Annotated in this window: 22 protein-coding genes and 1 riboswitch; of the genes, 14 read left to right on the top strand and 8 right to left on the bottom strand. The window is 67.4% G+C overall.

Annotated features, from left to right (window positions below):
- Nucleotides 1-44: 44 nt before the first annotated feature.
- Nucleotides 45-1970, bottom strand: coding sequence for an asparagine synthase (glutamine-hydrolyzing) (asnB, locus tag ACY466_RS13725; RefSeq protein ID WP_463252294.1), 1926 nt, complete (start codon nt 1968-1970; stop codon nt 45-47).
- A gap of 397 nt (nt 1971-2367) precedes the next feature.
- Here asnB and ctaC point away from each other — a divergent pair, with 397 nt between their 5' ends.
- Both ctaC and ACY466_RS13715 read left to right on the top strand, forming a co-directional pair.
- Complete coding sequence (gene ctaC, locus ACY466_RS13720; RefSeq protein ID WP_463245908.1) at nt 2368-3378, top strand: aa3-type cytochrome oxidase subunit II; 1011 nt, start codon at nt 2368-2370, stop codon at nt 3376-3378.
- Nucleotides 3379-3381: 3 nt separating this feature from the next.
- Nucleotides 3382-3798, top strand: a complete 417-nt coding sequence (locus ACY466_RS13715; protein ID WP_463245907.1) for a cytochrome c oxidase subunit 4 — start codon at nt 3382-3384, stop codon at nt 3796-3798.
- 1065 nt (nt 3799-4863) lie between these two features.
- Here the strand turns inward: ACY466_RS13715 and qcrB are convergent.
- The 4 genes from qcrB to ctaE all read right to left on the bottom strand — a co-directional run bounded on the left by qcrB (nt 4864) and on the right by ctaE (nt 9504).
- Nucleotides 4864-6663, bottom strand: a complete 1800-nt coding sequence (gene qcrB / locus ACY466_RS13710) for a cytochrome bc1 complex cytochrome b subunit (RefSeq protein WP_463245906.1) — start codon at nt 6661-6663, stop codon at nt 4864-4866.
- A complete protein-coding gene (qcrA, locus tag ACY466_RS13705) occupies nt 6660-7898 on the bottom strand; it encodes a cytochrome bc1 complex Rieske iron-sulfur subunit (protein ID WP_463245905.1) in 1239 nt (412 codons plus the stop codon). Before qcrA ends, qcrB begins: the two co-directional genes overlap by 4 nt.
- Nucleotides 7895-8773 (bottom strand): cytochrome bc1 complex diheme cytochrome c subunit, encoded by an 879-nt coding sequence (gene qcrC, locus ACY466_RS13700; protein WP_463245904.1) that lies wholly within the window; start codon nt 8771-8773, stop codon nt 7895-7897. The genes qcrA and qcrC overlap by 4 nt, the downstream gene beginning before the upstream one ends.
- A gap of 116 nt (nt 8774-8889) precedes the next feature.
- On the bottom strand, nt 8890-9504 hold the full coding sequence (ctaE, locus tag ACY466_RS13695; protein ID WP_463245903.1) for an aa3-type cytochrome oxidase subunit III: 615 nt from the start codon (nt 9502-9504) through the stop codon (nt 8890-8892).
- Between the two features lie 131 nt (nt 9505-9635).
- Between ctaE and ACY466_RS13690 the strand changes: the two genes are divergently transcribed.
- Nucleotides 9636-10118, top strand: coding sequence for a hypothetical protein (locus tag ACY466_RS13690; RefSeq protein WP_463245902.1), 483 nt, complete (start codon nt 9636-9638; stop codon nt 10116-10118).
- A gap of 11 nt (nt 10119-10129) precedes the next feature.
- Nucleotides 10130-11185 carry an anthranilate phosphoribosyltransferase gene (trpD, locus tag ACY466_RS13685; protein WP_463245901.1) on the top strand — a complete coding sequence of 352 codons (1056 nt, stop codon included), beginning with the start codon at nt 10130-10132 and terminating at the stop codon, nt 11183-11185.
- Nucleotides 11186-11194: 9 nt separating this feature from the next.
- On the opposite strand, the gene ACY466_RS13680 is transcribed toward trpD, so the two are convergent.
- Together ACY466_RS13680 and ACY466_RS13675 are read right to left on the bottom strand one after the other, a co-directional pair.
- Nucleotides 11195-11470 carry an Lrp/AsnC family transcriptional regulator gene (locus ACY466_RS13680; protein WP_463245900.1) on the bottom strand — a complete coding sequence of 92 codons (276 nt, stop codon included), beginning with the start codon at nt 11468-11470 and terminating at the stop codon, nt 11195-11197.
- A gap of 36 nt (nt 11471-11506) precedes the next feature.
- Complete coding sequence (locus tag ACY466_RS13675) at nt 11507-13222, bottom strand: DEDD exonuclease domain-containing protein (protein WP_463245899.1); 1716 nt, start codon at nt 13220-13222, stop codon at nt 11507-11509.
- A 210-nt stretch (nt 13223-13432) separates the two neighbouring features.
- Between ACY466_RS13675 and ACY466_RS13670 the strand changes: the two genes are divergently transcribed.
- The 5 genes from ACY466_RS13670 to ACY466_RS13650 all read left to right on the top strand — a co-directional run bounded on the left by ACY466_RS13670 (nt 13433) and on the right by ACY466_RS13650 (nt 18345).
- Nucleotides 13433-13666: a hypothetical protein gene (locus ACY466_RS13670; RefSeq protein WP_463245898.1), complete on the top strand. Its 234-nt coding sequence runs from the start codon at nt 13433-13435 to the stop codon at nt 13664-13666.
- 113 nt (nt 13667-13779) lie between these two features.
- Nucleotides 13780-13950, top strand: a riboswitch (cyclic di-AMP (ydaO/yuaA leader).
- Nucleotides 13951-13965: 15 nt separating this feature from the next.
- Nucleotides 13966-14559: a C40 family peptidase gene (locus tag ACY466_RS13665; protein ID WP_463245897.1), complete on the top strand. Its 594-nt coding sequence runs from the start codon at nt 13966-13968 to the stop codon at nt 14557-14559.
- Between the two features lie 343 nt (nt 14560-14902).
- A complete protein-coding gene (locus tag ACY466_RS13660; protein ID WP_463252293.1) occupies nt 14903-15886 on the top strand; it encodes a C40 family peptidase in 984 nt (327 codons plus the stop codon).
- A 44-nt stretch (nt 15887-15930) separates the two neighbouring features.
- Nucleotides 15931-17193 carry a hypothetical protein gene (locus ACY466_RS13655; RefSeq protein ID WP_463245896.1) on the top strand — a complete coding sequence of 421 codons (1263 nt, stop codon included), beginning with the start codon at nt 15931-15933 and terminating at the stop codon, nt 17191-17193.
- Between the two features lie 27 nt (nt 17194-17220).
- Complete coding sequence (locus ACY466_RS13650; protein WP_463245895.1) at nt 17221-18345, top strand: glycosyltransferase family 4 protein; 1125 nt, start codon at nt 17221-17223, stop codon at nt 18343-18345.
- Here the strand turns inward: ACY466_RS13650 and ACY466_RS13645 are convergent.
- Nucleotides 18333-20141 (bottom strand): AMP-dependent synthetase/ligase, encoded by a 1809-nt coding sequence (locus ACY466_RS13645; protein WP_463245894.1) that lies wholly within the window; start codon nt 20139-20141, stop codon nt 18333-18335. The genes ACY466_RS13650 and ACY466_RS13645 overlap by 13 nt on opposite strands.
- Before the next feature lie 135 nt (nt 20142-20276).
- Between ACY466_RS13645 and ACY466_RS13640 the strand changes: the two genes are divergently transcribed.
- The 5 genes from ACY466_RS13640 to ACY466_RS13620 all read left to right on the top strand — a co-directional run bounded on the left by ACY466_RS13640 (nt 20277) and on the right by ACY466_RS13620 (nt 23970).
- Nucleotides 20277-20723, top strand: a complete 447-nt coding sequence (locus ACY466_RS13640; protein ID WP_463245893.1) for a polyketide cyclase / dehydrase and lipid transport — start codon at nt 20277-20279, stop codon at nt 20721-20723.
- A gap of 68 nt (nt 20724-20791) precedes the next feature.
- Nucleotides 20792-21229 (top strand): SRPBCC family protein, encoded by a 438-nt coding sequence (locus ACY466_RS13635; protein WP_463245892.1) that lies wholly within the window; start codon nt 20792-20794, stop codon nt 21227-21229.
- Nucleotides 21230-21249: 20 nt separating this feature from the next.
- Complete coding sequence (locus ACY466_RS13630) at nt 21250-22479, top strand: ArsA family ATPase (protein WP_463245891.1); 1230 nt, start codon at nt 21250-21252, stop codon at nt 22477-22479.
- On the top strand, nt 22472-22879 hold the full coding sequence (locus tag ACY466_RS13625) for a hypothetical protein (RefSeq protein WP_463245890.1): 408 nt from the start codon (nt 22472-22474) through the stop codon (nt 22877-22879). The genes ACY466_RS13630 and ACY466_RS13625 overlap by 8 nt, the downstream gene beginning before the upstream one ends.
- 107 nt (nt 22880-22986) lie before the next feature.
- Nucleotides 22987-23970: an ROK family protein gene (locus ACY466_RS13620; protein ID WP_463245889.1), complete on the top strand. Its 984-nt coding sequence runs from the start codon at nt 22987-22989 to the stop codon at nt 23968-23970.
- Nucleotides 23971-23977: the final 7 nt, after the last annotated feature.

Genomic DNA, 23977 nt, shown 5'->3' with positions numbered 1-23977 from the left:
ACGCGACGGGATGATTCGCTCGCAGAATCGAGGCCGAGGCGTTCCTAGAGTCGAACCGGGTAGGTCGGCTCCGCGATGGCGGGCACGATGCGCTTCTCGACGAAGATGCCGTGCCACACCATGAAGATGAGCAGGGTCCACAGCCGTCGGCTGTGGTCGCTCCTGCCCGCACGGTGATCGTGCAGCATCGCCGTCACCGCCGCCTTGTTCAGCAGGTGGTCGGTCTGCGAATCCTCGATCTGCTGCAACGCCCAGTCGAACAGCTCCGTACCCCGCAGCCAGTGCCGCAGCGGGACCGGGAAGCCCAGCTTCGCTCGCTCCAGGACGTGTGCGGGAACGATTCCGTCCAACGCCCGACGCAGCGCGTACTTGGTGGTGGACTTGGTGATCTTCTGATCGAGCGGTAGCCGCGATGCCACCTCGTACACCTCGGTGTCCAGGAACGGCACACGAAGCTCCAGGGAATTGGCCATCGTGATCTTGTCGGCCTTCACCAGGATGTCGCCGCGCAACCAGGTGAACAGATCCAGATGTTGCATCCGGGCCACGGGGTCCCATCCGCGCGACTGCGCGTAGATGGGCGCCGTGACGTCCTGATGGGTCCACTCGGGGCGGAAGTCGCGGAGCACGGACCGCAGTTGCGCGTCGTTGAAGCTGCGCGCGTTGCCGTAGTAGCGCTCCTCGAGCGGCATCGACCCCCGATGCAGCAGGCTCTTGCCGCGAGTGCCCTCGGGGATACGTTCGCTCAGTCGGCCGGCCGCGCGGCGCAGACTCGGGGGCAGCTTCTCGAACGGGCTCAGCGACAGCGGCTCGCGGTAGATCGTGTAGCCACCGAACAGCTCGTCCGCACCCTCCCCGGACAGCACCACCTTCACGCGCTTGCGCGCTTCCTTCGCCACGAAGTAGAGCGGCACGAGTGCGGGATCGGCCACGGGATCGTCGAGGTACCAGACGATCTCCGGAATCGACGCGGCGAACTCCTCCGGTCCGACCACCTTCACGACGTGCTCGGCGCCGATCGCGGCGGCCGACTCCGCGGCCACGTCGACCTCGGAGTACCCCTCGCGTTCGAATCCCGTCGTGAAGGTGACGAGGTTCGGGTTGTGCCGCATCGCCAGCGCCGCGATCGCGGTCGAGTCGATACCGCCCGAGAGGAACGATCCCACCGTGACGTCGGCGCGCATGTGCTTGGCCACCGAGTCCTCGAGTGCCTCGGCGATCTCGCGGTACCGAGACTCCTCGGAGCCGGGGGAGACCGGACGCACCGGGAACGTCGGGGTGAAGTAGCGCCTGATCACCGGGGAGCCGCCCGGGCGCAGCCGCGCCGAGCAACCGGATTCGAGACGACGCACCTCCGCGTGCAGGGTCTCCGGTTCCGGGACGTACTGCAGAACGGTGTAGTGCTCGAGCGCCCGCGGGTCGAGCTCGTCCGACGCGCCCACCGCGTCGAGAAGCTCGAGGATGCTCTTCTTCTCGCTGCCGAAAGCCGTGCCCGCCGCACCCGACGCGTAGAACAGCGGCTTGATGCCGAACTGATCGCGTGCGAGGAAGAGCTCGCGCTCGTGCGTGTCCCACAGAGCGAACGCGAACATGCCGCGAAGACGGCGTACCGCGTCGTCACCCCAGACGTGGAACGCGGCCACGATGGCTTCACCGTCGCCTTCCGTACGGAACTCCGCGCCGTGGTCGCGAGCCAACTCCTCTCGCAGTTCGAGGTAGTTGTAGATCTCGCCGTTGAACACCAGGGCGTAGCGATCGGGATCGTCGGCGGGTCCCCAGCGCAGGGGCTGGTGCGAATGTTCGATGTCGATGATCGACAGACGGTTGAAGCCCAGAGCGAGGTCGGCGTCGTGCCAGGTGCCCGGCTCGTCGGGCCCACGGTGGCGCATGCAGTGCGATGCGTGGCCGACGGCGTCGACGACACCCTCCGCATCCGCGGTCGACGTCAGCAGTCCCAGCAGTCCACACACAGCGTTGATTCCTCGCGTCGTCACAGCGGCGTCGGCGGCGACCCCGGGTTCGGGTGACCCTGGTTTCGGATGACCCTGGTTTCGGGTGACCGAGGTGCTCGTGAGTCACGGGCATTCTCGGGGCCGAGGTGACCCGACCGTCCGATGGGTTCGACCGGCGACGATTGCGGTCCGAGTATGCCGCAGAGCAGCGACTCCCACCGATCCGCCCGTCGCCGACACGGACGGCGCGACCCGACACGAGAAGTGTCCGCGCTTTGGTCTACGCTGCGTAGTACACGGAGATGTCCCGCGCGGTGCTGTGAAGAACCTGCAGCGCACATCGGGATTCTCCACATCTCGAATTGGCAATCAGGAAGGCGTGACCGTGGCGCAGCGTGGTGGATCCGGCCGTCGAATGACGAGAAGACTCGGGCTGGTAGCAACCCTGGCCGTAGCGGCAGTGGTGCTGACCGGTTGCGGAATCGACAATGACGTCCTGCGCTTCGGATGGCCGTCGGGAATCACCCCGCAGGCCACCCGGATGCGCGAGCTCTGGACCTGGTCCGTGATCGCCGCCCTCATCATGGGCGTGATCGTGTGGGGCCTGACCTTCTGGACCGTGGCTTTCCACCGCAAGAAGAAGGACTCTCCCGAGTTCCCCCGCCAGACCGCGTACAACGTTCCGCTGGAGCTCTTCTACACCGCGGTTCCGTTCGTCATCATCGCCGTCCTCTTCTACTTCACGATCGTCGTCCAGAACTACGTCGGCGAGAAGCAGGAAGACCCCGATGTCGTGGTCGACGTCACCGCGTTCCAGTGGAACTGGAAGTTCGGCTACCGCACGGTCGACATGAAGGACGGCAGCGCGTTCTACGACGGGACCGACGAGGAGCGGGAGAACGCCGCCGAGGCCTCCGGAACCCCCACCGGTGAGGAGCCCGGCCCGCTGTTCGGCCGCGAGGTCACCGACCTGTCGTACCTGAACTACAACGAGATCGAAACCGTCGGCTCGAGCGACGAGATCCCGGTCCTGGTGCTCCCGACCGAGCGGCGCATCGAGTTCGTGCTCAACTCGTCCGACGTCATCCACTCGTTCTGGGTTCCCGAGTTCCTGTTCAAGCGCGACGTGCTCCCCAACCCCGAGGCCAATGCATCGGACAACGTGTTCCAGATCAGCGAGATCGACCGTGAAGGCGCGTTCGTCGGTCGTTGCGCCGAGATGTGCGGCTCGTATCACTCGATGATGAACTTCGAGGTCCGTGCCGTGAGCCCGGAGGCCTTCAACTCCTACATCGAGGCACGCCAGGACGGCCAGACGAACGCCCAGGCGCTCGAGTCCATCGGCGAGGAGCCCCGCTCCACCTCCACGTCACCGTTCGAGACCGAGCGCACCGTACGGTCCGCCAGCGCCGCGGAAGGGAACTGACCCATGAAGATCGAAGCCAAGCTTTTCGAGATCCTCACGATGTTCTTCATCCTGGTCGGCATCGCCTACGGCGTGTTCACCGGTTTCTCGCGGACGGGTATCGAGTGGGTCGGTGTCACGGCCATCGCGCTGTCGGTCGGCCTGACGCTGATCATCGGCACGTACTTCCGCTTCGTGGCTCGTCGCCTCGACACCCGCCCCGAGGACTACGACGACGCCGAGATCGCGGACGGCGCCGGTGACCTCGGCTTCTTCAGTGCCGGCAGCTTCTGGCCGATCGTCCTCGCGGCCAGTGCCGCCTGGATGGCCCTCGCGCTCGCCTTCTACCAGCCGTGGATGCTGGTGCTCGGCACGCTGTTCGTCATCATCGCGGCAACGGGCCTCGTGTTCGAGTACCACGTCGGTCCCGAGAAGCACTGACCCGATCTTCTTCGACACCCCCTGACCGCTGTGGTCGGGGGGTGTTGTCGTTGTGGGGCGGGTTGAGTGAGGGGCACCCTCGGTTCGTTGCACAGAGCTGAGTGAGGGGCACCCTCGGTTCGTTGTACGGACCGAGGGTGCCCCGCACTCGTGGGCGGGGTGAGCGTTGGGCGGGCAAACACGCCAGGGGCTCCCGTTCGATGCAGGTGTCCGGAACGGGCTGCTGCCGTGCGCCGGCGGCGGGTTCCGTGTCGCCGTTCGCTCTTGCGCACCGTTCAGCGTCTTGCGCACCGTGCAGGGTGCGCGGAGCGCTGAGGGGTGCGCGAGGTGATGGTGGCCGCCGCGGGTGACGTGCGCGTCGGCGGAGTCGGCAACCAGCGCGATTACCGTTCGTGTGCCGATCCGCACCACTTTCGTGTCCGGAACACCCGCTCCAGGCTGCTGGAGGGGGTGCGCTCCGTACACAGAGGGCGCGGATCAACCGGAGCCGACACGTGCCGCCAGAGCGCCGTCACGGCGGGTTCGGTGTCGCCGTTGGATCTTGCGCACCGTGCAGGGTGCGCGGAGCGCTGGGGGGTGCGCGAGGTGATGGTGGCCGCCGCGGGTGACGCGTGCGCCGGCGGAGTCGATAGCAGCGTGATTACCGTTCGTGTTCCGATCCGCACCACTTACGTGTCCGGAACACCCGCTCCAGGCTGCTGGAGGGGGTGTGCTCCGTACACAGAGGGTGCGGATCGACTGTGCGGCTCACACCAGAACAACGACCGACGCGACGGTCGACGACGCGCTGGGGGCGCGGGCCGGACGGTGCTGACGGGAAGCCGCCGTGCGAGATCGACCGCTTCGCGATGACCACGGATCCCCGCTGTCGCGTCACGACACCGCCGCGAGCAGACCATCGATCTCGAGTGTCTCGGTAGTGCGCTCCATTCTCGTGACGGCCACCGTCGACGGTGGGGGAGGGGAGTGGTCGACAACCGTCTCGCGCGCACGGTGAGAAGTGCCCTCATACACGACAAGCGCCACCCGACGAATCGGGTGGCGCTTGTGTGGTGAAGCAGTCGATCAGTGGCCGTTGGACTCCGGAGTGTGTCCGTTGCCATTGCCGTTGCCATTGCCGTTGGCGTGACCATTGCCGTTGCCATTGCCATTGCCAATGCCGTTGCTACGACCGTTGCCGTTGCCGTTGGCGTGACCGTTGCCGTTCGCAAGGCCGTTGCCGTTCGAGCGGCCGTTTCCGCTGCCACTCGCGGCCAGAACCTTCGCCTGGTACGTCCGCAGCATCGTGAGCTGATCGTGCTCGCCCTGGTGCGACAACTGCTCGTGCAACTCGTGCTCTTCCACCGGGTCGGGAGAGAACAGGCTGCCGGAGCCGGGCTTGCCGGCCGTTCCGAGCTTGTTCATCTTCTTCGGGATGGCTGCACCCTGGTACTCGAGCGGGATCGGGTGTCCGTGCTCGTCCACCGGGCCGAGGGGCTGGTGAACCTCGACGTACGCACCGTGCGGCAGGCGCTTGATGACGCCGGTCTCGATGCCGTGCTCGAGCACCTGACGGTCGCTGCGCTGGAGACCGATGCAGAACCGGTAGGTGATCAGGTAGATCAGCGGCGGCAGGATGACCAGACCGATACGGCCTGCCCACGTCATCGCGTTCAGCGAGATGGAGAACGTGTACGCGATGAGGTCGTTGACGCAGGAGAGCGTGAGGATCACGTAGAACGTGATGGCCATCGCGCCGACCGAGGTACGAACCGGGACGTCGCGCGGACGCTGCAGCAGGTTGTGGTGCGCGTCGTCCTTGGTGAAGAACTTCTCGATCCACGGGTAGAAGATCATGATCGCGAACACGAGGCCCATGATCACGGCGACCCAGAAGACGGCCGGAACGGTGTAGTTGCCGATGTAGATCTCCCACGCGGGGAAGAGCCTGGCCATGCCGTCCGTCCACATCAGGTAGAAGTCGGGCTGAACACCCGCCGACACCTGTGAGGGGTTGTACGGTCCGAGCGCCCAGACCGGGTTGATCTGCAGTACGCCACCCATGACCGCGAGGACACCGAAGGTCATGGCGAAGAACGCACCGGACTTGACGGCGAACACCGGGAGGATGCGAACGCCGACGACGTTCTTCTCGGTGCGGCCGGGGCCGGGGAACTGCGTGTGCTTCTGGTACCAGACCAACGCGAGGTGAGCTGCGATGAGCGCCAGGATGATGGCCGGCAGCAGCAGCACGTGCGCCACGTACAACCTCGGGATGATGATCGTGCCGGGGAAGTCGCCGTCGAAGATCAACCAGTGCATCCAGGTACCGATCACCGGGATGGAGATGGTGATACCGCTGAGTGCGGCGCGAAGGCCGGTGCCCGAGAGCAGGTCGTCGGGGAGCGAGTAGCCGAAGAAGCCCTCGAACATCGCCAGGATGAGCAGCAGCGAGCCGATGACCCAGTTGGCCTCACGCGGGCGACGGAACGCACCGGTGAAGAAGATGCGCATCATGTGCACGATGATCGACGCAGCGAACAGCAAGGCCGCCCAGTGGTGGATCTGGCGCATGAAGAGTCCGCCGCGCACCTCGAACGAGATGTCCAGGGTGGTGGCGTACGCGCGTGTCATCTCCACACCACGCAGTGGTGTGTACGCGCCCTGATACTCCACTTCGGCCATCGAGGGGTCGTAGAAGAGCGTCAGGAACGTGCCGGAGATCAGAAGAATGACGAAGCTGTACAGAGCGATCTCACCGAGCAGGAAGGACCAGTGCGTCGGGAAGACCTTGTTGATTTGCCGACGCATCCCCGCTGACAGGTGATAGCGGGAGTCGACGCCCTCGGCTTGCTTCGCAGCAAGCGTGGCTACAGATGGACTCATCGTTGACCTTCCGATGATGCAGCAGACGTGCTGTCCTGCTCATGAACTCCGGCCGGTCGTTCCCAGAACGCGGGGCCGAGCGGCTCGATGAAATCGCCCGCGGCAACGAGGAAACCCTCTTCGTTGACGGTGATGGGCAGCTGTGGGAGTGCACGGGCTGCGGGTCCGAAGACCGGACGTCCGTACTCCAACGCGTCGAACTGAGACTGGTGGCACGGGCAGAGAATTCGCTGGGTCTGCTGCTCGTACAGCGAGGTGGGGCAGCCGAGGTGGGTGCAGATCTTCGAGTAGGCGAAGTAATCGCCGTAGTTGAAGCTCTCCTGCCCGCGACGCTTCACGGTGCGATCCGTGTCCTCGGTGCGAAGACGAATCAACATGACCGCGTTTCGAATGCCCTTCAGCGCGTGCCCGAGTTCCTCGTTGTTACCGCGCTCTGTTTCACGGTAGGGGAACACGGTCTCCATGGAACCTGCATCGAGATCTTCCGGACGTACCAGCACGATGTCGTGGGGACGTCCGGTGTACCGCCGAAGATACACCGTTTCTCCGGGGAAGTTCGGGGTCCAACCGGAAACCCAGAGGGAGGAGTCGTCGCCCTCGGCCCAGGGGTTCTTGACCAATCCGCCGAGCGGAAGGATCGCCATGACGCCGAGCGCTCCGCCGCCGAAGACCAGGCTGCGCTTGATCATCTTGCGACGGCCCAGCGTCGACGTGTCGAACGAGTCGCTGAGCTCGGCGACCACGGTCTTCTTGTCCAGCTCGGACGAACCGCCGTCGTGGCGGTCCTGTATGGAGATCTCCTCGGGGATGAACTTCTTGGTGAACTGCACGGCGCCGACGCCGACTCCGAGAATGGCGAGACCCATGGTCAGGCCGATCAGAGGCGTGTACAGGCTGTACATCCCGTAGGTGTCCTCGCCGAGGCCGGCGTACTGCCACGGCCAGAAGAGGTAGATGCCGATGAACGCGACTGCGGCCACGCCGGAGAGGAAGAACCACACGCTGACGTTGCGCTCGGCGCGCTTTTCCGCCTTGGTTCCGGGAACCGGCCAGCGGGGACGACGGTAGGCGACGTCGACGTGGTCGAGGTTGGTACCGAGCGCGACGAGATCGTCGCGACTCATGTTCGACAATTCCTCGTCCGAGTACTGCCGATCGATGTTCGGCGTGTCCGATCCGCCGCTCTCGGGTGTGTTCTCGTCGTCCGCGCCGTGCCTGCCGCGTTCGTCACTCATGACCTGGCTCCGATCCATACTGCTGCGCCGACTACGGCTCCGATTCCGAGAATCCACATGGCGACCATCTCGGTGCCGGGACCGAAGCCACCGAGCGCGTAGCCACCCTGCGGACGCGTCTCCGCGTTGGCCCGAACGTAGGAGATGATGTCGCCCTTCTCCTCGGGCGTGAGCTGGCGGTCGGAGAACTTGGGCATGTTCTGCGGGCCGGTCACCATGGCCTGGTAGATCTGCTGCTCGTTCGCCGGATCGAGGATCGGCGCGTACTTGCCCGAGGACAGTGCGCCACCACGACCGGTGAAGTTGTGGCAGGAGGCGCAGTTCAACCGGAACAACTCGCTGCCGCGGGCGACGTCATCACCGCGGAGGGACTCCTGAGCGACCTCACCGTCGGCGGTGCGGATGACCGTCGGGCCGCCACCGTTCGCCTGGATGTAGGCGCCGAGTGCGTCGACCTGGCTCTGGTTGTACTTGGGTGCCTTGCGCTCGGCCTGCGCTTCGTTGCGCGACATGGGCATACGTCCGGAGGAAACCTGGAAGTACACCGATGCCTCGCCGACGCCGATGAGCGACGGTCCGCGGTCCTGGACACCCTGAAGGTTGGCGCCGTGGCACGTCACGCAGGACGTGTCGTAGATCTGCTTGCCTTCGCGCACCATGGCGGCGGAGTCTTCCTGCGCCGTGGCGACCTGCGCGTCGGGTGTGAAGGTCGCCGCGAGGAAGCCCGCGCTGACCAGGCCCATGAGCAGAGCCAGAGCACCGCCTACGCGCCGATTGCGCTTGCGCTTGCGTCGAAACCTGGACGCGGTCGTGCCGTCGTCGGCCTGTGCCGAGTCCACGGCGTCTCCGGGTTCTGCCTGAGGAGAGGTACTCATCTGTATCCCTTTGTCGTGTCGGGGATGTCGCAGTGGGCCGGTTTTTCGGCTCGGTGCGACGAAGCGTGCTTTCGACCGTGAGCAGGGGTGTTGTCAATCATTCGACACCCGACCCGTCACCGGATGAAGTAGATGGTCGCGAACAAGGCGATCCAGACGATGTCGACGAAGTGCCAGTAGTACGACACCACGATTGCCGCGGTGGCCTGGGCCGGCGTGAACTTGCTGACCAGCGTCCTGGCGATGAGGAAGACGAACGCGATGAGGCCACCGATGACGTGCAGGCCGTGGAAGCCGGTGGTGATGTAGAAGACCGAGCCGTAGATGCTGCTCGAGATCGAGGTGCCCTCGTGGACCATGTGGTAGTACTCGTAGCCCTGTCCGAAGACGAAGAACGTGCCCATGGCGAGGGTGAGGATGTACCACCTGCGCAGGCCGAACACGTCGCCGCGCTCGGCGGCGAACACGCCGAGCTGGCACGTGAAGGACGAGGCGATCAGCACCGCGGTGATCGGCACGGCCAGGGCCAGGTTCAACTCGGTGGGCTCGGGCGGCCATTCGCCCGGAGCGGCCTGGGCTCGCGCGACGAAGTACATCGCGAAGAGACCGGCAAAGAACATCAGCTCGCTGGACAACCACACGATGGTGCCCACGCTGACCATGTTCGGCCGGTTCAGCGAGTGAACACGCTGGGTGATGGCGGATCCCGAAGTACCTACTGCGCTCGTCACTTCTGAAGTATGACTCTTCGTAGTACGGATGGCATAGCCGGGTCCGAAGTTGGCGCGTCGACTCGGCGCGATGCGGGTACACCCTGCCGTCGCGAACAGTCGCGATCGTGGTTCCTGGCTACTGTCGACTCATGAGTAGCGATGGATCACAGCGATGGTGGAAGCGCCTGTTCCGTGGTCGTTCGGTCCCCGATCTGGACATGACCCGGCCCGATCTGGTGGTCGTGGCATCGAGCTTCGACGACATCGAGGCGTGTTCGGCAGCGCTCGAACGGGCGGCGAGGACCGAGCCTCGATGGGCCCCGGCGGACCAGGTCGTCCTTCGTCACCACCTGATGCTGCCGGCGGCCGAGGTGCCGGACGCCGTGTCGGTGGCGGGCCAGGACGGATACGTCGAGGCGACGTCGGGACCGTTGGCCCAGACACCCGGGTCCGTTCCCGTTGCCGTCGACCATGCCCGGCTGCTGGTGCTGCAGCGCGTCCAGGTTCTCGACGCCCTGCACTGTTCTCAGGAGCGTTCGCGCATGGCGGGGCTGGCGCAGCGACGGGGAGGCTCGGTTCTGGGGTGGGATGCGCTGCAGCCGCCCTCCGGTGGAGCCGGTTCCGCCCAGTAGGCTCGCCGACCATGAACCCTGCGGATGCGAGCCCCGACTCGAGGCGCACGTGGTCGGCGGTGCTCGGGGATCTCTCGTCGCGCCGTGACCTGTCCGCCGCGGACACGGCGTGGGCGATGGACGAGATCATGTCGGACAACGCCACGTCGGCCCAGATCGCGGCATTCGGAGTGGCCCTCAAGATGAAGGGCGTCACCTCAGAGGAACTGCGGGGACTGGCGGACACGATGCTCGACCACGCGAATGCGGTTCCGATCGACGACGACGTGGTCGACATCGTCGGTACCGGGGGAGACCGGTCGCACACCGTGAACATCTCGACGATGGCTTCGGTGGTGGTCGCGGCGAGTGGGGTGCGGGTGGTCAAGCACGGCAACCGAGCCGCGTCCTCCAAGAGCGGTGGCGCCGACGTGCTCGAGGAGCTGGGTGTCCGCATCGATCAGGGACCGGATCGAGTCGCCGCGTCCGTGCGTGCGCTCGGCATCGGCTTCTGTTTCGCACCGGTCTTCCACCCGGCGCTGCGGTTCGCGGCGGCGCCGCGCAAGGAGATCGGTATCCCGACGGTGTTCAACGTGCTCGGCCCGTTGACCAATCCGGCGCGACCGCGCGCGGGTCTGGTGGGGTGCGCGTTCGAGGATCTGGTGGACGTCGTCTCCGGGGTGTTCGCGGCACGCGGTCACTCCGTGCTGGTGGTGCGCGGCGACGACGGTCTGGACGAGATCACGACGTCGTCCACCACGCAGGTGAACGTGGTACGCGGTGGTTCCGTGGTGCGTGAGGTCCTGGACCCGCGAGAGCTGGGTATCGCCCGAGTGCCTCTGGATGCGCTGCGCGGGGGCGACGCCGCCGTCAACGCGAGAATCGCGCGTCGGGTGTTCGCGGGAGAGCACGGACCGGTGCGCGATGCCGTACTGCTCAACGCGGCCGCCGCCGTCGCGGCCTTCCGCGGCGTCGACGGCACCCTGCTCGACGCGCTGGCCGACGGTCTCCGAACGGTGACGGCGGCGGTCGACGAGGGTGCGGCCGCCACCCTCCTCGACGAATGGGCGTCCTTCACGTCCTCGTGAGAGGAGCGGTCACTCGCCGAGCGAGAATCCGGCGTCGACGTCCGCGCTCGAGTAGGACTTGAAGGCGATGTGGGTGTCCGTGCGCAGAACGCCGTCGAGCCGATTGACGCGCTCGGTGATCACCAGCGCGATCTCCTCGTGTGTGCGGACCTTGACCACTGCGATCAGGTCGACGTCACCAGCGCAGGAGTACACCTCGGTGACTCCGGCGACATCCGCGACGGCCTGAGCCGTCTCGGGGATCGTATGGACGTCGGCGTGGATCATGACGATGGCGGTGATCATCTCGGTGATGCCTTCCGGGTGGGATGCAAGGTGCCGTCAGCGTAGTTGGCGCTCGTCCCTCTCCACTCGACGCACGGTCGCGCACCACGTGTGCCAGCGACCGACCCCGTGGACCGGTTCGTGCCACCCGTCGGTGGTGTCGACGATGCGAACGCCACCGGAGTCCAGCCACCGGGCCAGTAGTGCCACCTCCTCCGGTGTTGCGCCCTCGAGCGGCGTTCCGTCGGGGACCACGGTCTCGGCCCCGGCGACGAGTGCGTCGACGACGGGCATGGGGGAGACGCCGCGTCGTGCGACACCGGCGCTGGCGAGGCGGCCGTGGCGGATGACCACGAACTCCCACCCGCCTCCGTCGGCGGGCCGCGCGGCCACGAGCTGCGCGATGCGGGTCAACGACTGCAGGCGCTGCAGGGTTCTCAGCACGGTCACCGTCGCGGCCGTCCGATCGCGGAGGCGGGCTGCGTTCTCGAACAACTCTGCGCGCGAGAGTTCCTCGATACGGGCCAGCGCGGTCTCGACGACCCCGGCGGAGTGCCCGTCGACGAGTTCGACGAAAGCCGCCGGAGCCGACGCGTAGTCCAGCGCGGACAGGGGTCCGGCCGCGGCGGCCGTGCATCCACCCACCGCCTCGACGGGACACTTCTCGTGCCGGGCCGATACGGCGATGCGGTGCGTGCACGAGCGAAGACCGGTGTACTCGGCGAGAGACGCCGCCGCCTCGGCCGCCGCTCCCCGGACGGAGAACGGACCCAAGGCTCCCGGTGCGGGCGCGCGCACGATGGACAGCCGCGGAAACGCCTCGGCGGTGAGAGCGATCCACCAGCCCTTGCGGGGGTACTTCGATCGCCGGTTGTACGGGGGCGTGTGCGCGCTGATGAGTCGGAGCTCGCGCACACCGGCTTCGATCGCGTGGCTGCACTCGACGTGATCCACGCGGGTGGCGAGCGCGACCATCTCCTTCATCCGCCCGCGGGTCTCGGAACCCGTGAAGTAGTTGCGTACCCGTCGATGCAGGTTGTTCGAGGTTCCGACGTAGAGGACCTCGTCCGAGGGGCCCCGGAACAGGTAGACCCCCGGCGCGTGCGGCAATCCCGCGGCCAGTCCGCGCTTGGCGCGATGCGCCGCAGGAACCGTGGGCAGATAGTCGATCAGTTCGGCATAGCTGTGGACGCCCTGGTTGCCGACCCGTTCGATGAGTCCGTGCAGGACGTCGACCGTCGCCCGCGCGTCGTCGAGTGCACGGTGAGTGGGCCGAGTCGACGACCGGAACACCGTGGCCAGGGCCGAGAGCTTCACCGACGGTGCCTCGTCCCGGGTGAGAACGCGGCGAGCGAGTTTCACGGTGCAGAGAACCTGGAACGACGGCCACGCCAGATCCATCCGAGTGGCGGCCGCTCGGAGGAAACCGGTGTCGAATCGCGCGTTGTGCGCGACGAGCACGCATCCGCGTGCGAACTCGACGAAGGCCGGCAGCACTCGCTCGATACGCGGGGCGTCCACGAGCATCGCGGTGGTGATGCCGGTCAGCGCGACGATGGTGGGCGGGATGGAGCGCCCGGGATCCACGAGTGTCGACATCTCACCCAGCACGCGGCCGCCGCGCACCTTGACCGCACCGATCTCGGTGATCGCGTCCTCTCCCGGCCGACCCCCGGTGGTCTCGAGGTCGACCACGACGAAGGTGGTCTCGCGCAGCGACGCGTCGAGTTCGTCGAAGGCGAGTTGGTGCGCTCCCGAGTGCGGCGTGATCACCCCGAGGACGTTAGAGGCGTCCACCGACAGAATTCGGCGACGATCGCGGGTTCGCGTTCGTGTCGGAGGTCGCCGTTACGTTCGGGCGGCAAGGTCGCGAACCGAGCCGAGACCCGGTGAACCGAGCCGAAACCGAGATGAGACGAGGATCACATGATTGTCGATTGTGGCGACTGCCGGGTGCGGGGACTCGCGTGCCAGGACTGCGTGGTGTCGGTCCTCCTGGGGGTTCCGGAGCTCCCGGCGCGGGGCTCCGGGGAGCCCGGCGGGTCCCGGTACGGGGCTCGGCGATTGCGGCTCGAGCAGGACGAACACGACGCCATGGAGGTTCTGGCCGACAGTGGACTGATACCGCGATTGAGGCTCGTCAGCAGTGAGATCCCCAGCGGCCGCGAGGCGCACGACGGTGGCCGAGGTGATGCGCCGGACCACGCTGCGGGGTGATCTCACCGTGATCCAATCGCGACACGAACCGGGTGGGCTCGACATTGTGGATGCCGTTTCGTAATCTTTCCGAGACATTGCGGAGTCGTGCAGATCCACCCGAGGAATGCGTCGCAGTGTCACCGCCTAATCGGCCTCCTCTTTCCGGGGTGGTCGTACCGGGAACCCACCGTTACACCGGGGTGAATCCTTCTCCCCGCGGCCTCGCCGCGGTTCGAAGGTAGGGCTGATCTTCCCAGCCCGAACCCGTCAGCTAACTCGGTCGGCGGATGAACGGAAGAAATGGAGCACCTCTTTTCGTGGCGAAACACCGTAAACCCAGCAGTGCCACGCGGCCCGTCCGCAACGTTCTCATCGCCGGCGCCCTCACTGCAGGAGCTGTCGCCATCCCCGCCGCCCCGGCCTTCGCGGCCCCGGTGGCAATCCCCGGAATCGGGACCTTCGAGGTTCCCGACGAGATCCTGAGCCAGCTGCCCCCGATGCCGGTTGCTCCGCAGCTGCCCGCGGTTCCCCAGGTTCCGCAGCTCGCACCCGCGGCTCCGGTGCAGAGCGCCGCCCAGGCCGCCGTCGCCGCGGCCGAGAGCAAGGTCGGTGCACCGTACGTCTACGGCGCAGCGGGCCCCAACGCCTTCGACTGCTCCGGCTTGATGCAGTGGGCCTACCAGCAGGCCGGCATCTCCCTGCCGCGCACCAGCTACGACCAGGCCGCCGCCGGTACCTCGGTCTCGCTGGGCAACCTGCAGCCGGGGGACATCGTGTCCTTCTACGGCGGCTCGCACTCCGGTATGTACGTGGGCAACGGCAACGTCGTGCACGCGTCCACCGAGAGCCAGCCGGTCAAGGTCGTTCCGCTGTCATCGATGCCTGCCGACGGCGCAAGCCGCTACGTCTGATCCGAGTCGATCGTGTGAGAGGGTGTCGTCGCATCAGCGGCGGCACCCTCCTCGTCGGTCGGGGGCATGAATCGATCCGCCCCCAGAAACAAGTGGAGCGGTCGGTTATGGACGTGTTCTCACGTCGACAACCCCGTTTCGCGCCGGATAAACCGAATCCTGGACAGTGTCCGCACGCTCGTCGTAATCTTTCCGAGACCTCGATGGTCGCAGAGGTCTCGAATCGCTTCACCTGATCGGAGAACCATCCACCGTGTCGTCAGCCTGGTCGAAGTCGCACCGGACCGCCGTGTCTCATCGATGCCGCGCGCTGGTTCTCGCCGGATTGTTGGGCGCCACCGTGATGATGTCGACGCCGGTGGCGGGTGCTGATCCCGTACCCGGCGCGTCCGGTAGCGCCGCGATGACGGAACTGGCCGACCTGTCGCGCGCTTCGGAGGAGACCACCGAGGCGATGCACAACGCCCAGATCGACCTCGACGCCAAGATGGCGGCGCAACGGGAAGCCGAGGATCGCCTCGCCCGGGATCGGTCCGCCGTGGACGCTGCGAACGGTTTGATCGATTCGGTGCGGCCGACGGTCGACAAGATCGCGCAGGCGAACTACCAGGGTGCGCGGACCAATCGCCTGTTCGCGCTGATGGTCAGCGATTCGCCGCAGCAGATGCTCGACCAGATGTCGGCGCTCGACGTCATCTCCACCGACGCGGCCGCGCAGGTCGCCACCTTCCGTGAGGCGACCGATGCCGCCGCAGCGGCCGAGCAGTCGTCCCTGCAGTCCGCCGACGCGGCCCGCATCGCGACCGAGCAGGCGCGCGCTCTCAGTGACGATCTACAGAACAAGCAGAGTCGATTGCAGGCTCAGATCGACGACGTGGTGGCCGCATTCGCCGCGCTGTCCGAGGCGGAGCGAGCGGAACTCGCAGGTTCCGCGTTTCCTCCCGGCTTCGATCCCGCGTCCATTCTGGGTTCGTTGACGCCGGGTTCGCAGGCCGGTGCCCTTCAGGCAGCGTTCACCCAGATCGGCAAGCCCTATGTGTGGGGCGCGACCGGTCCCGACGGATACGACTGCTCCGGGCTCGTCGTCTGGGCGTACAACCAGGTGGGCAAGACCCTTCCGCGCTCGAGTCAGGCGCAGGCAGCCGGCGGCACGCCGGTGGCGAAGAGCGATCTGCAGCCGGGTGACGTGGTTCTGTTCTATCCCGAGGCGTCGCACGTCGGCCTCTACGCCGGCAACGGGAACATCGTGCATGCCTCGACCTTCGGCGTACCCGTCCGAGTCGAGTCGATGGAATCCTGGCCGTTCCACAGCGCGCGCCGGTACTGATCATTCGCACCGTTCGACGGTCGGCGCTCGCTCTGGCGTTGGTGGTGACGGTGGCGACCGGTTGTGCCGGAACGCCCCCGCCCACCTCGGACGCTCCGTCCGGGGCCGCGGCGAGTTCGTTCGACGACCAGCGCACGGCGGGGGTGCAGGCCCTGCTCGACGCGTGGACGGTCGCCCTTCGCGACGGCGACGAGGACGCCCTGCGATCGCTGTTCGATCGGGGTGCCGACCCGGGGTTCGTCGAACGTGAAGTCGAACGTGCCCGCAATCTACGGGGAGTTCCGCTCTCCGACTTCGGATACGAACTGATCGACGAACCCGAGACCCCGGTTCCGACCGAACTCGCGGAGTCGTTGTCCGCCACCGATGTCTGGGCCCCGCACGTGGTGCTGCGCTATGCGTACGCCGAGGCCGACATCGACTCCACCCGCCGCGACGTCACCCTCGTCGTCGCCCGCCGAGGCGACACCTGGGCGCTGGTCTCGGACGACGACCTCCCGCAGTACGGCCGCATCACCTGGCGCGGGCCGTGGGACTTCGGGCCGGTGGTCACCGAGTCCGTGCAGACCGGTGACACCACGTCGATCGTCGTCGGCCACCCGGAGCAACGGGCGCTGATCGACGGTCTCGCCGCGGATCTACCCCCCGCCGTCGAGGCGGTGACCGACTTCTTCGGTGTCGGGTGGTCTCGCCGAGCGGTGGTGACCGTGACGGGTTCGGACGCCGAGTTCACCGCGAGCGCGAACAACTCTCCGATGACGGACGTCGCCGCGTCGACCATCGCGGACCCGGTCGAGCGTGGATTCGTCACCGGTCAGCGCATCGTGTTCGGACCGACCGCGGGGGACAGGCTCACCGAGTCCACGCGTCGCTCCGTTCTGCAGCACGAACTCACGCACGTCGCCGCTCGGTCGATCACGGCCGACGGGTCCCCGCTGTGGTTGCTCGAAGGGGTCGCGGACTACTCGGGGTACCGAGGGTCGGGGCTCTCGTTCACGGACATCGCGCCGACGCTCTCCGCTGTCGTGCGGGTCGGTGGGCCGCCGACCGTGCTCCCGGAGGATTCCGACTTCGCCGCCGGGGGCAGTCGCAGTGCGATCGCCTACGAGTCGGCCTGGTCGGTGGCGCAGTTCGTGGCCGACCGGTACGACGAAGCCACCTTGTTGCGGCTCTACCGTGTCCTGGCCGTGGGACCGTCGGATCCGACGACGCTCGAGCGCGCACTCGTCGCGACGCTCGGCTCGGCGACGCCGGCGTTCCTCGCCGCATGGGGCGCGTGGGTGGTGGAGCAGGCGGGTCCCGCCTAGCGGCGCCCCGACGTCTACCGTGAGGACATGCGCCGAACGTTGCTGGTGACCAACGACTTTCCTCCCCGCCAGGGAGGCATCCAGTCCTACCTGCACACGTTCGCGCGTCTCCTGCCGCCGGAGCAGCTGGTGGTCTACGCCCCCCGGTGGCGAGGCGACTCGCACGTCCGCTTCGACGCGGAACAGCCCTTCGAGGTGGTGCGTCACCCCACGACGTTGATGCTTCCCGTGCCTACCGTCGCGCGTCGAACCGCCGAACTGGTGCGGCGCCACGACTGCGAGACGGTGTGGTTCGGAGCCGCGGCACCGTTGGCGCTGCTCGGCCCGACGGCGAGACGCGCCGGCGCCGACCGAGTGGTGGCCTCGACCCACGGGCACGAGGTGGGGTGGTCGATGCTGCCGGCGGCGCGTCAGGCACTCGGCCGTATCGGCGATGTCGCCGACGTGGTGACGTTCGTCAGCAAGTACACCCGTGGCCGCTTCGCGACCGCGTTCGGATCCGACGCGGCGCTCGAGCACCTGCCTCCCGGTGTCGACTCCACGAGATTCCGACCGGACGCGGCGGCGCGCGCGGAGTTGCGGGCGCGCTACCGATTGGGCGATCGCCCGACGATTCTGTGCCTGTCACGGCTGGTGCCGCGCAAGGGTCAGGACGTGCTCATCCGAGCGCTCGCCGGAGTCCGCTCGGACATCGACGGGGCGGTTCTGGTGATCGTCGGCGGAGGACCGTACGCGGACACGTTGAAGAAGCTCGCCGTGTCCTGCGGGGTGGCCGACCACGTGGTGTTCACGGGTTCGGTTCCGGCCGAGGAACTCTCGTCTCACCACACCATCGCCGACGTGTTCGCGATGCCGTGTCGCACCCGCGGCGCCGGCCTGGACGTCGAAGGCCTGGGAATCGTGTTCCTCGAGGCGTCGGCGACCGGGGTGCCGGTGGTGGCAGGACGATCGGGAGGGGCCCCCGAGACGGTGGTCGAGGGAATCACGGGAACGACGGTGGACGGAACGTCGGTGGACTCCGTGCGTCGTGCCCTGGTGTCGGTGCTGGTGGACCGCGATCGCGCGTCGATGATGGGCAGTGCGGGACGCGAGTACGTCGCCACCGAGTGGCGATGGGACCTACTCGCGTCCCGGCTGGATCACTTGCTGTAGATCTTCTCGATCTCCGCGGCGTACGACGCCTGCACCACGTTCCGCTTGAGCTTCATAGTCGGGGTCAGCTCTCCGCCTTCCTCGGTGAAGTCCACCGGAAGGATGCGGTACTTCTTGATGGCCTCCGCGTGCGAGACGGACTTGTTGGCCTCGGCCACCGCCGCATCGATCTCGGCGACGAGATCGGGGTCCGCGGTGAGGTCGGCGATCGAGTCGGACTCGTTCTTGCCGGTGCGCTGCTTCCATCCGTCGAAGGCGTCCTGGTCGATGGTGACGAGCGCTCCGATGAACGGCTTCTGGTCGCCGACCACCATCGCCTGACTGACCAGCGGGCTCGCTCGCAGGTGGTCCTCGAGGACCGCCGGCGCCACGTTCTTCCCCCCGGCGGTGACGATGATCTCCTTCTTGCGCCCGGTGATCGCGATGTATCCGTCGGCGTCCACCGTGCCGAGGTCGCCGGTGTGGAACCACCCGTCGGTCAGCGCCTCCGCCGTCGCGTCGTCGTTCTTCCAGTAACCGTCGAACACGACCCCGCCGCTCAGCATGATCTCGCCGTCGGCGGCGATGCGAACCCCGTTGCCCGGTAACGGCTTTCCGACAGTGCCGATGCGCTGGGCGTCCGCGGTGTTGACGGCGGCCGCTGCCGTGGTCTCCGTGAGGCCGTACCCCTCGTAGATGGTCACCCCGATGCCCCGGTAGAAGTGGGCCAACCGCGTTCCGAGCGGCGCACCACCGGAAATGGCGAGTTCGCACTGCCCACCGAGAGCGGCTCGCAACTTGCCGTAGACCAGTCGATCGAAGAGGGCGTGCTTCGCGCGCAGCACCAGGGACGGCCCCGTCTCGTCCTGCGACTCGCTGTACGCGACGGCGGTGTTCGCGGCAGCGTCGAAGATCTTTCCCTTGCCGTCGGAGTGCGCCTTCTGCCGAGCAGTGTTGTAGACCTTCTCGAACACTCGGGGCACGGACAGGATGAAGTGCGGTCGGAACTCCCCGAAGGTGGCCACGAGGTTCGGGATGTCGCTCGTGTGGCCGACGGTCGCGGCGGCGTCGAAACAGGCGATCGACACCGCCCGTGCGAGCACATGGGCCATGGGCAGGAACATCACCGTCGTCCGGCCCTCGGTCAACATCTCGCCGAAGGCGGTCGCGTGGATTCCGCGGGACTCGGCGATGAGGTTGCGGTGGCTCAGGATGCAGCCCTTGGGGCGCCCGGTGGTGCCGGAGGTGTAGACGAGGGTGGCCGGTGAATCGGCGCTCAGCGAGGCGAGACGGTCGACGACATCCGAATCCGGCACCGGCGCACCCGATTCGGTCAGCGTCTCGACCGCCCCGGCCTTCGTCGACGACGGGTCGAGCTGGAACACGGCGGTGACGCCGGGCAACTCGGACGCGAATGTGGCGACCATGTCGGAATGTGCATCCGTCTCGACGACGACGGCACGAGCCCCCGAGTTCTCCAGGATCCACCGAACCTGGTCCGCGGAGGAGGTCTCGTACACCGGCACGGTGACACCCCCGGCGGACCAGATGGCGTAGTCGACGAGCGACCACTCGTAGCGCGTGGCGGACATCAGCGCGACTCGATCGCCGGGTTCGACACCGGCGGCGATCAGCCTCTTGGCCACCGCACGGACGGAGGCCGCGAATTCCGCGGCTCGCACGTCGACCGTTCCGTCGGCCGTGGCGCGGCGGAAGACGACGACGTCGGGTCGGTGTTCCTCGTGCGCGAAGACGGCATCGGCGACCGACTCGTCGTCGCCGATGGTGAACGGAGCGGGAACGTGGAACTCGGGCACGAAGTCCTCCGAGGAAGGTTCTGCAGTACATGATCTGCAGGCTGGGGTTGGCGAGTGTTCACACTAACCCTGATCGATCGGTACCGGTCACCGGTGTGTGAGGCTGTGACGCATGACCTCCTCGCAGGCCGTGCAATGAGCACCGTTCAGGTGGCGGACCAGACGTTCGTGGCCGCGCCCGCCGCCGCCGTGGCCGCACTTCTGGGAGACCGCGAACGGTGGCGCGCGTGGTTCCCCGATCTCACGCTCGCTGTCCGAGAAGACCGGGCGGAGAAGGGGTTTCGATGGACCGTGTCCGGCGCCCTCGTCGGGACCATGGAGGTGTGGCTCGAGCCCGTGTTGGACGGGGTGGTCCTCCACTATTTTCTCCACGCCGAACCCGCCGAACCCTCCGAACCCTCCGAAGACGGCCCGAGTCCGGCTGTGCTCACGCACCGGCGACGCGTCGCGGGACGGGACATGGCGTTCTGGATCAAGGCGAGATTCGACCGAGCCCGATCGGCCGGAGAACCGGTGCCGGCGGCGCCGGAGTCACCCGGTCCGACCCCGCCCGCACCCGGAACCGACCCCACTGTCCGATAGCAGAAGCGGGACCGTCGATCATGGTCCCGACACCGGATGTACAGCGCACGGAAGGGATGGGTCGTTCCATGGCAGACAAGACCACGAAGTCCATCGTCATCGCGGGAACTCCCGACGAGGTGATGGAGGTCATCGCGGACTTTCCGGCGTACCCCGAGTGGGTGACCGCGGCCAAGGTCGTCGAGGTGCTGGAGCCGGGGGAGTCGGGACGCGCCCGAAGGGTCAGGTTCGTGCTGGACGCCGGCATGGTCAAGGACACCTACGAACTGGTCTACGACTGGGCTCCGGACGGAAGATCGGTCTCCTGGGAGCTCGCCACCGGTGAGATGCAGAAGAGCCAGGTCGGTTCCTACGTTCTGGCCGAACGGTCGGACGGCACCACCGAGGTGACCTACGAGCTCACGGTCGACCTCGCGATTCCCATGATCGGCCTGTTCAAGCGCAAGGCGGAGAAGGTCATCACCAACACCGCCCTGGAGGAGCTGAAGAAGAAGGTCGAGGGCTGACGACAGCGGACATGCGGGCGGTGGCGCGGGTTCGATACGTCGTCGGCGCGGGCGGGGTCGGTACCACGACCGTCGCCGCGGCGACGGCCGTCGGGTTGCGCGAACGGGGTCGTCGCGTCCTGCTGATCTCCGTCGACGCTCCGATCGCGCCGAGACTGATCGACGGGACCGATCTCGACACCGAGCGCATCGATTCCCTCGCCCTCGTCGAGGCTCGCTACCGGATGGTGACCACGGTGCTCACGTCGCTCGGTCGCCACGATCACGGCTCGGGGCCCAGCCTGCCGGACCCGGAGGAACTGATCACGGTCCCGGCCGCTCAGGAGCTGGCGGCCGTCCTCGAGATCTACCGCCACGCTCGCTCCGGTCGGTGGGACGACGTCGTCGTCGACTGCGCGGGATCGGCGACGTGGCGCGCGATCCTCACCGTTCCGAGTGCGATCCACGGTTCCGTCGAACGCATCTGGCCCCGCCACCGACGCGTCGTCGCCGCGACGGGATCCGATGCGCGCCTGGCGGTGCTGGTGGAGGTGTTGGATCGGATCGACGACGCCGCCGTCGACGCCGAGCGGGCCCTGACGGACCCGAGCATCACCGAGGCCGTCGTCGTGACCCGGGCCCAATCGCTGGTGTCGGAGGCGACGGCCGCCATTCTCGCCGCCACGGTCTTCCACGGCGTTCGAGTCGAGCGCGTCGTCGCGAACGACCTCGCTCCCGCACTGGGGTCGGTGCCGGTGTCCGCGCTCGGAACACATCCGGCGGTGTTCTGGATGGACCGACGCCGGGCGGAGCAACAGGCCGCGTTGACGGCCTTCGCGGATCGGGTGGCCCCCTTGCGCATCGACGGCGTCTCGGCGCAACCGACGGAGCCGGTAGGCTCGGACGCCCTGGGGATCATCGCCGGTGAGTTGGACGGATCCGGCCTCGTCGCCGGTTCGCAGCCGATGATCGCGTCGACCCCCTCGGTGGCACTCGAGTCGGGCAGCGGCCTCGAGTCCGTGTACGTGATGAAGATTCCGTTACCTCTCGTCGATCCGACAACGGTCGACGTGGGACGCGTGGAGGACGACGTGGTGGTGAGTGCGCAGGGCGGCCGACGCCGCCTGCGTCTGGCGTCGGTCCTGAGGCGGTGCACGGTCACCGCGGCCGAGCTGTCCGACGGGGTTCTCTCGGTCCGATTCGCCCCCGATCCCGATCTGTGGCCGGCGCACCTGCATGCGCCGGTGCCGCCGCGGGGTTCGGATGGCTGACCCCGGCCGCGACCTCACGGCGGAACTTCGAGTCCTGGCCGAGCTGCTGATCGACAAGGTCGAGCCCATCCTGCGACGCGTCGACCTCGAGGACGCACCGGAGTGGGACGGCTGTTCCTGGTGCCCGTTCTGTGCCGTCGCCGCGGTGCTGCGTGGGGAGCGCCACGACCTGGTGACCCTGGTCTCCAGCGAGCTGGACGGGGTTCTCGAGGCGCTGCGCGACGCTCTGCAGACGCACGGTCGCGCGCATCCCGAACCGCCGACGGCCGAGAGGTCGGAGGCGACGGAGCCCTCGGCCGGGACGGCGGTCCCACCGCCGTCGGAACCGCCCACCGGTCGCGCCCCGACGTATCAGCCCATTAGGGTCACCGTGGCGCGCGAGGACCGCACCGAGTCCTAGCCTCGAACATCGCACGACCCGCTGCGGTGGACGCCCGATGCGGCAGCACAATCAGCGCTGCGGCCGAAACCGGGGGCCGTGGCCAGAATCAGTGAGGAACCGACCACATGAGTTCGCAGTCTCGATCCCGCAGGGCTCTCACCATCGGCATCGATGTCGGGGGAACGAGCATTCGGGCCTCGGTGGTCGACGCGGACGGGCAGGTTCTGGACTCGACTCAGGCACCGACCCCGCAGTCGTCGCTGGCCCTCGAGAACGGGATCGACCGCGCCGTACGGGAGTTGACGAGCCGACACGAGATCGCTGCGGTGGGTCTGGCGGTGGCGGGGTTCATCAACTCCGACCGCACGGTGGTGCGTTTCGCGCCGCATCTGCCGTGGGTGAACCGACCGGTGGCGCGCGAGATGACCGAGCGCCTCGGCATCCCCGTGATCCTCGAGCACGACGCGAACGCGGCGGCGTGGGCCGAGCACCGATTCGGAGCCGCGGCCGGTGGCGGGAACGTGGTCATGATCGCCATCGGAACCGGCATCGGAGCAGCGCTGCTGATCGACGGCAAGCTCTACCGCGGCAGCTACGGGATCGCGCCGGAGCTCGGTCATCTGCAGGTGGTGCCCGACGGTCGACCGTGCGCGTGCGGCAAGCGTGGGTGCTGGGAACGGTATTGCAGCGGAACAGCATTGGTGGACACCGCAATCGAGTTGCTGGCCGCGAATCCACGCGGATCGACCATCCTCGCCCGCGAGACGTTCCTCGACCCCGGATCGCTGACCGGTCGTCGGATCGCGGGCGCCGCACAGGACGGAGATCTGGTGGCGCTGCAGACCATGTCCGAGTTCGCTCGTTGGCTGGGCATCGGGCTGGCCCTGGTGTCGGACGTCTACGACCCGGACCGCATGGTGATCGCCGGCGGCGTCGCGACGTCGTCGGCGCTGTTCCTCGATGTCGCACGCGAGCACTACGCGGCCCAGATCACCGGAGCCGGCCACCGGCCGCTCGCCCGCATTCGCGGAACCCAGCTGGGGGAGGCCGCCGGGATGATCGGGGCGGCCGAACTGGCACGCGTCGAGGTCGGGGCAGCACGGGCGTGATCGGTCC

It is taken from the genome of Rhodococcus sp. K11/5, from assembly GCF_055193735.1.
The sequence above is the reverse complement of the archived record's forward strand: the minus strand, read 5'-3'. Positions and strand labels throughout refer to the sequence as shown.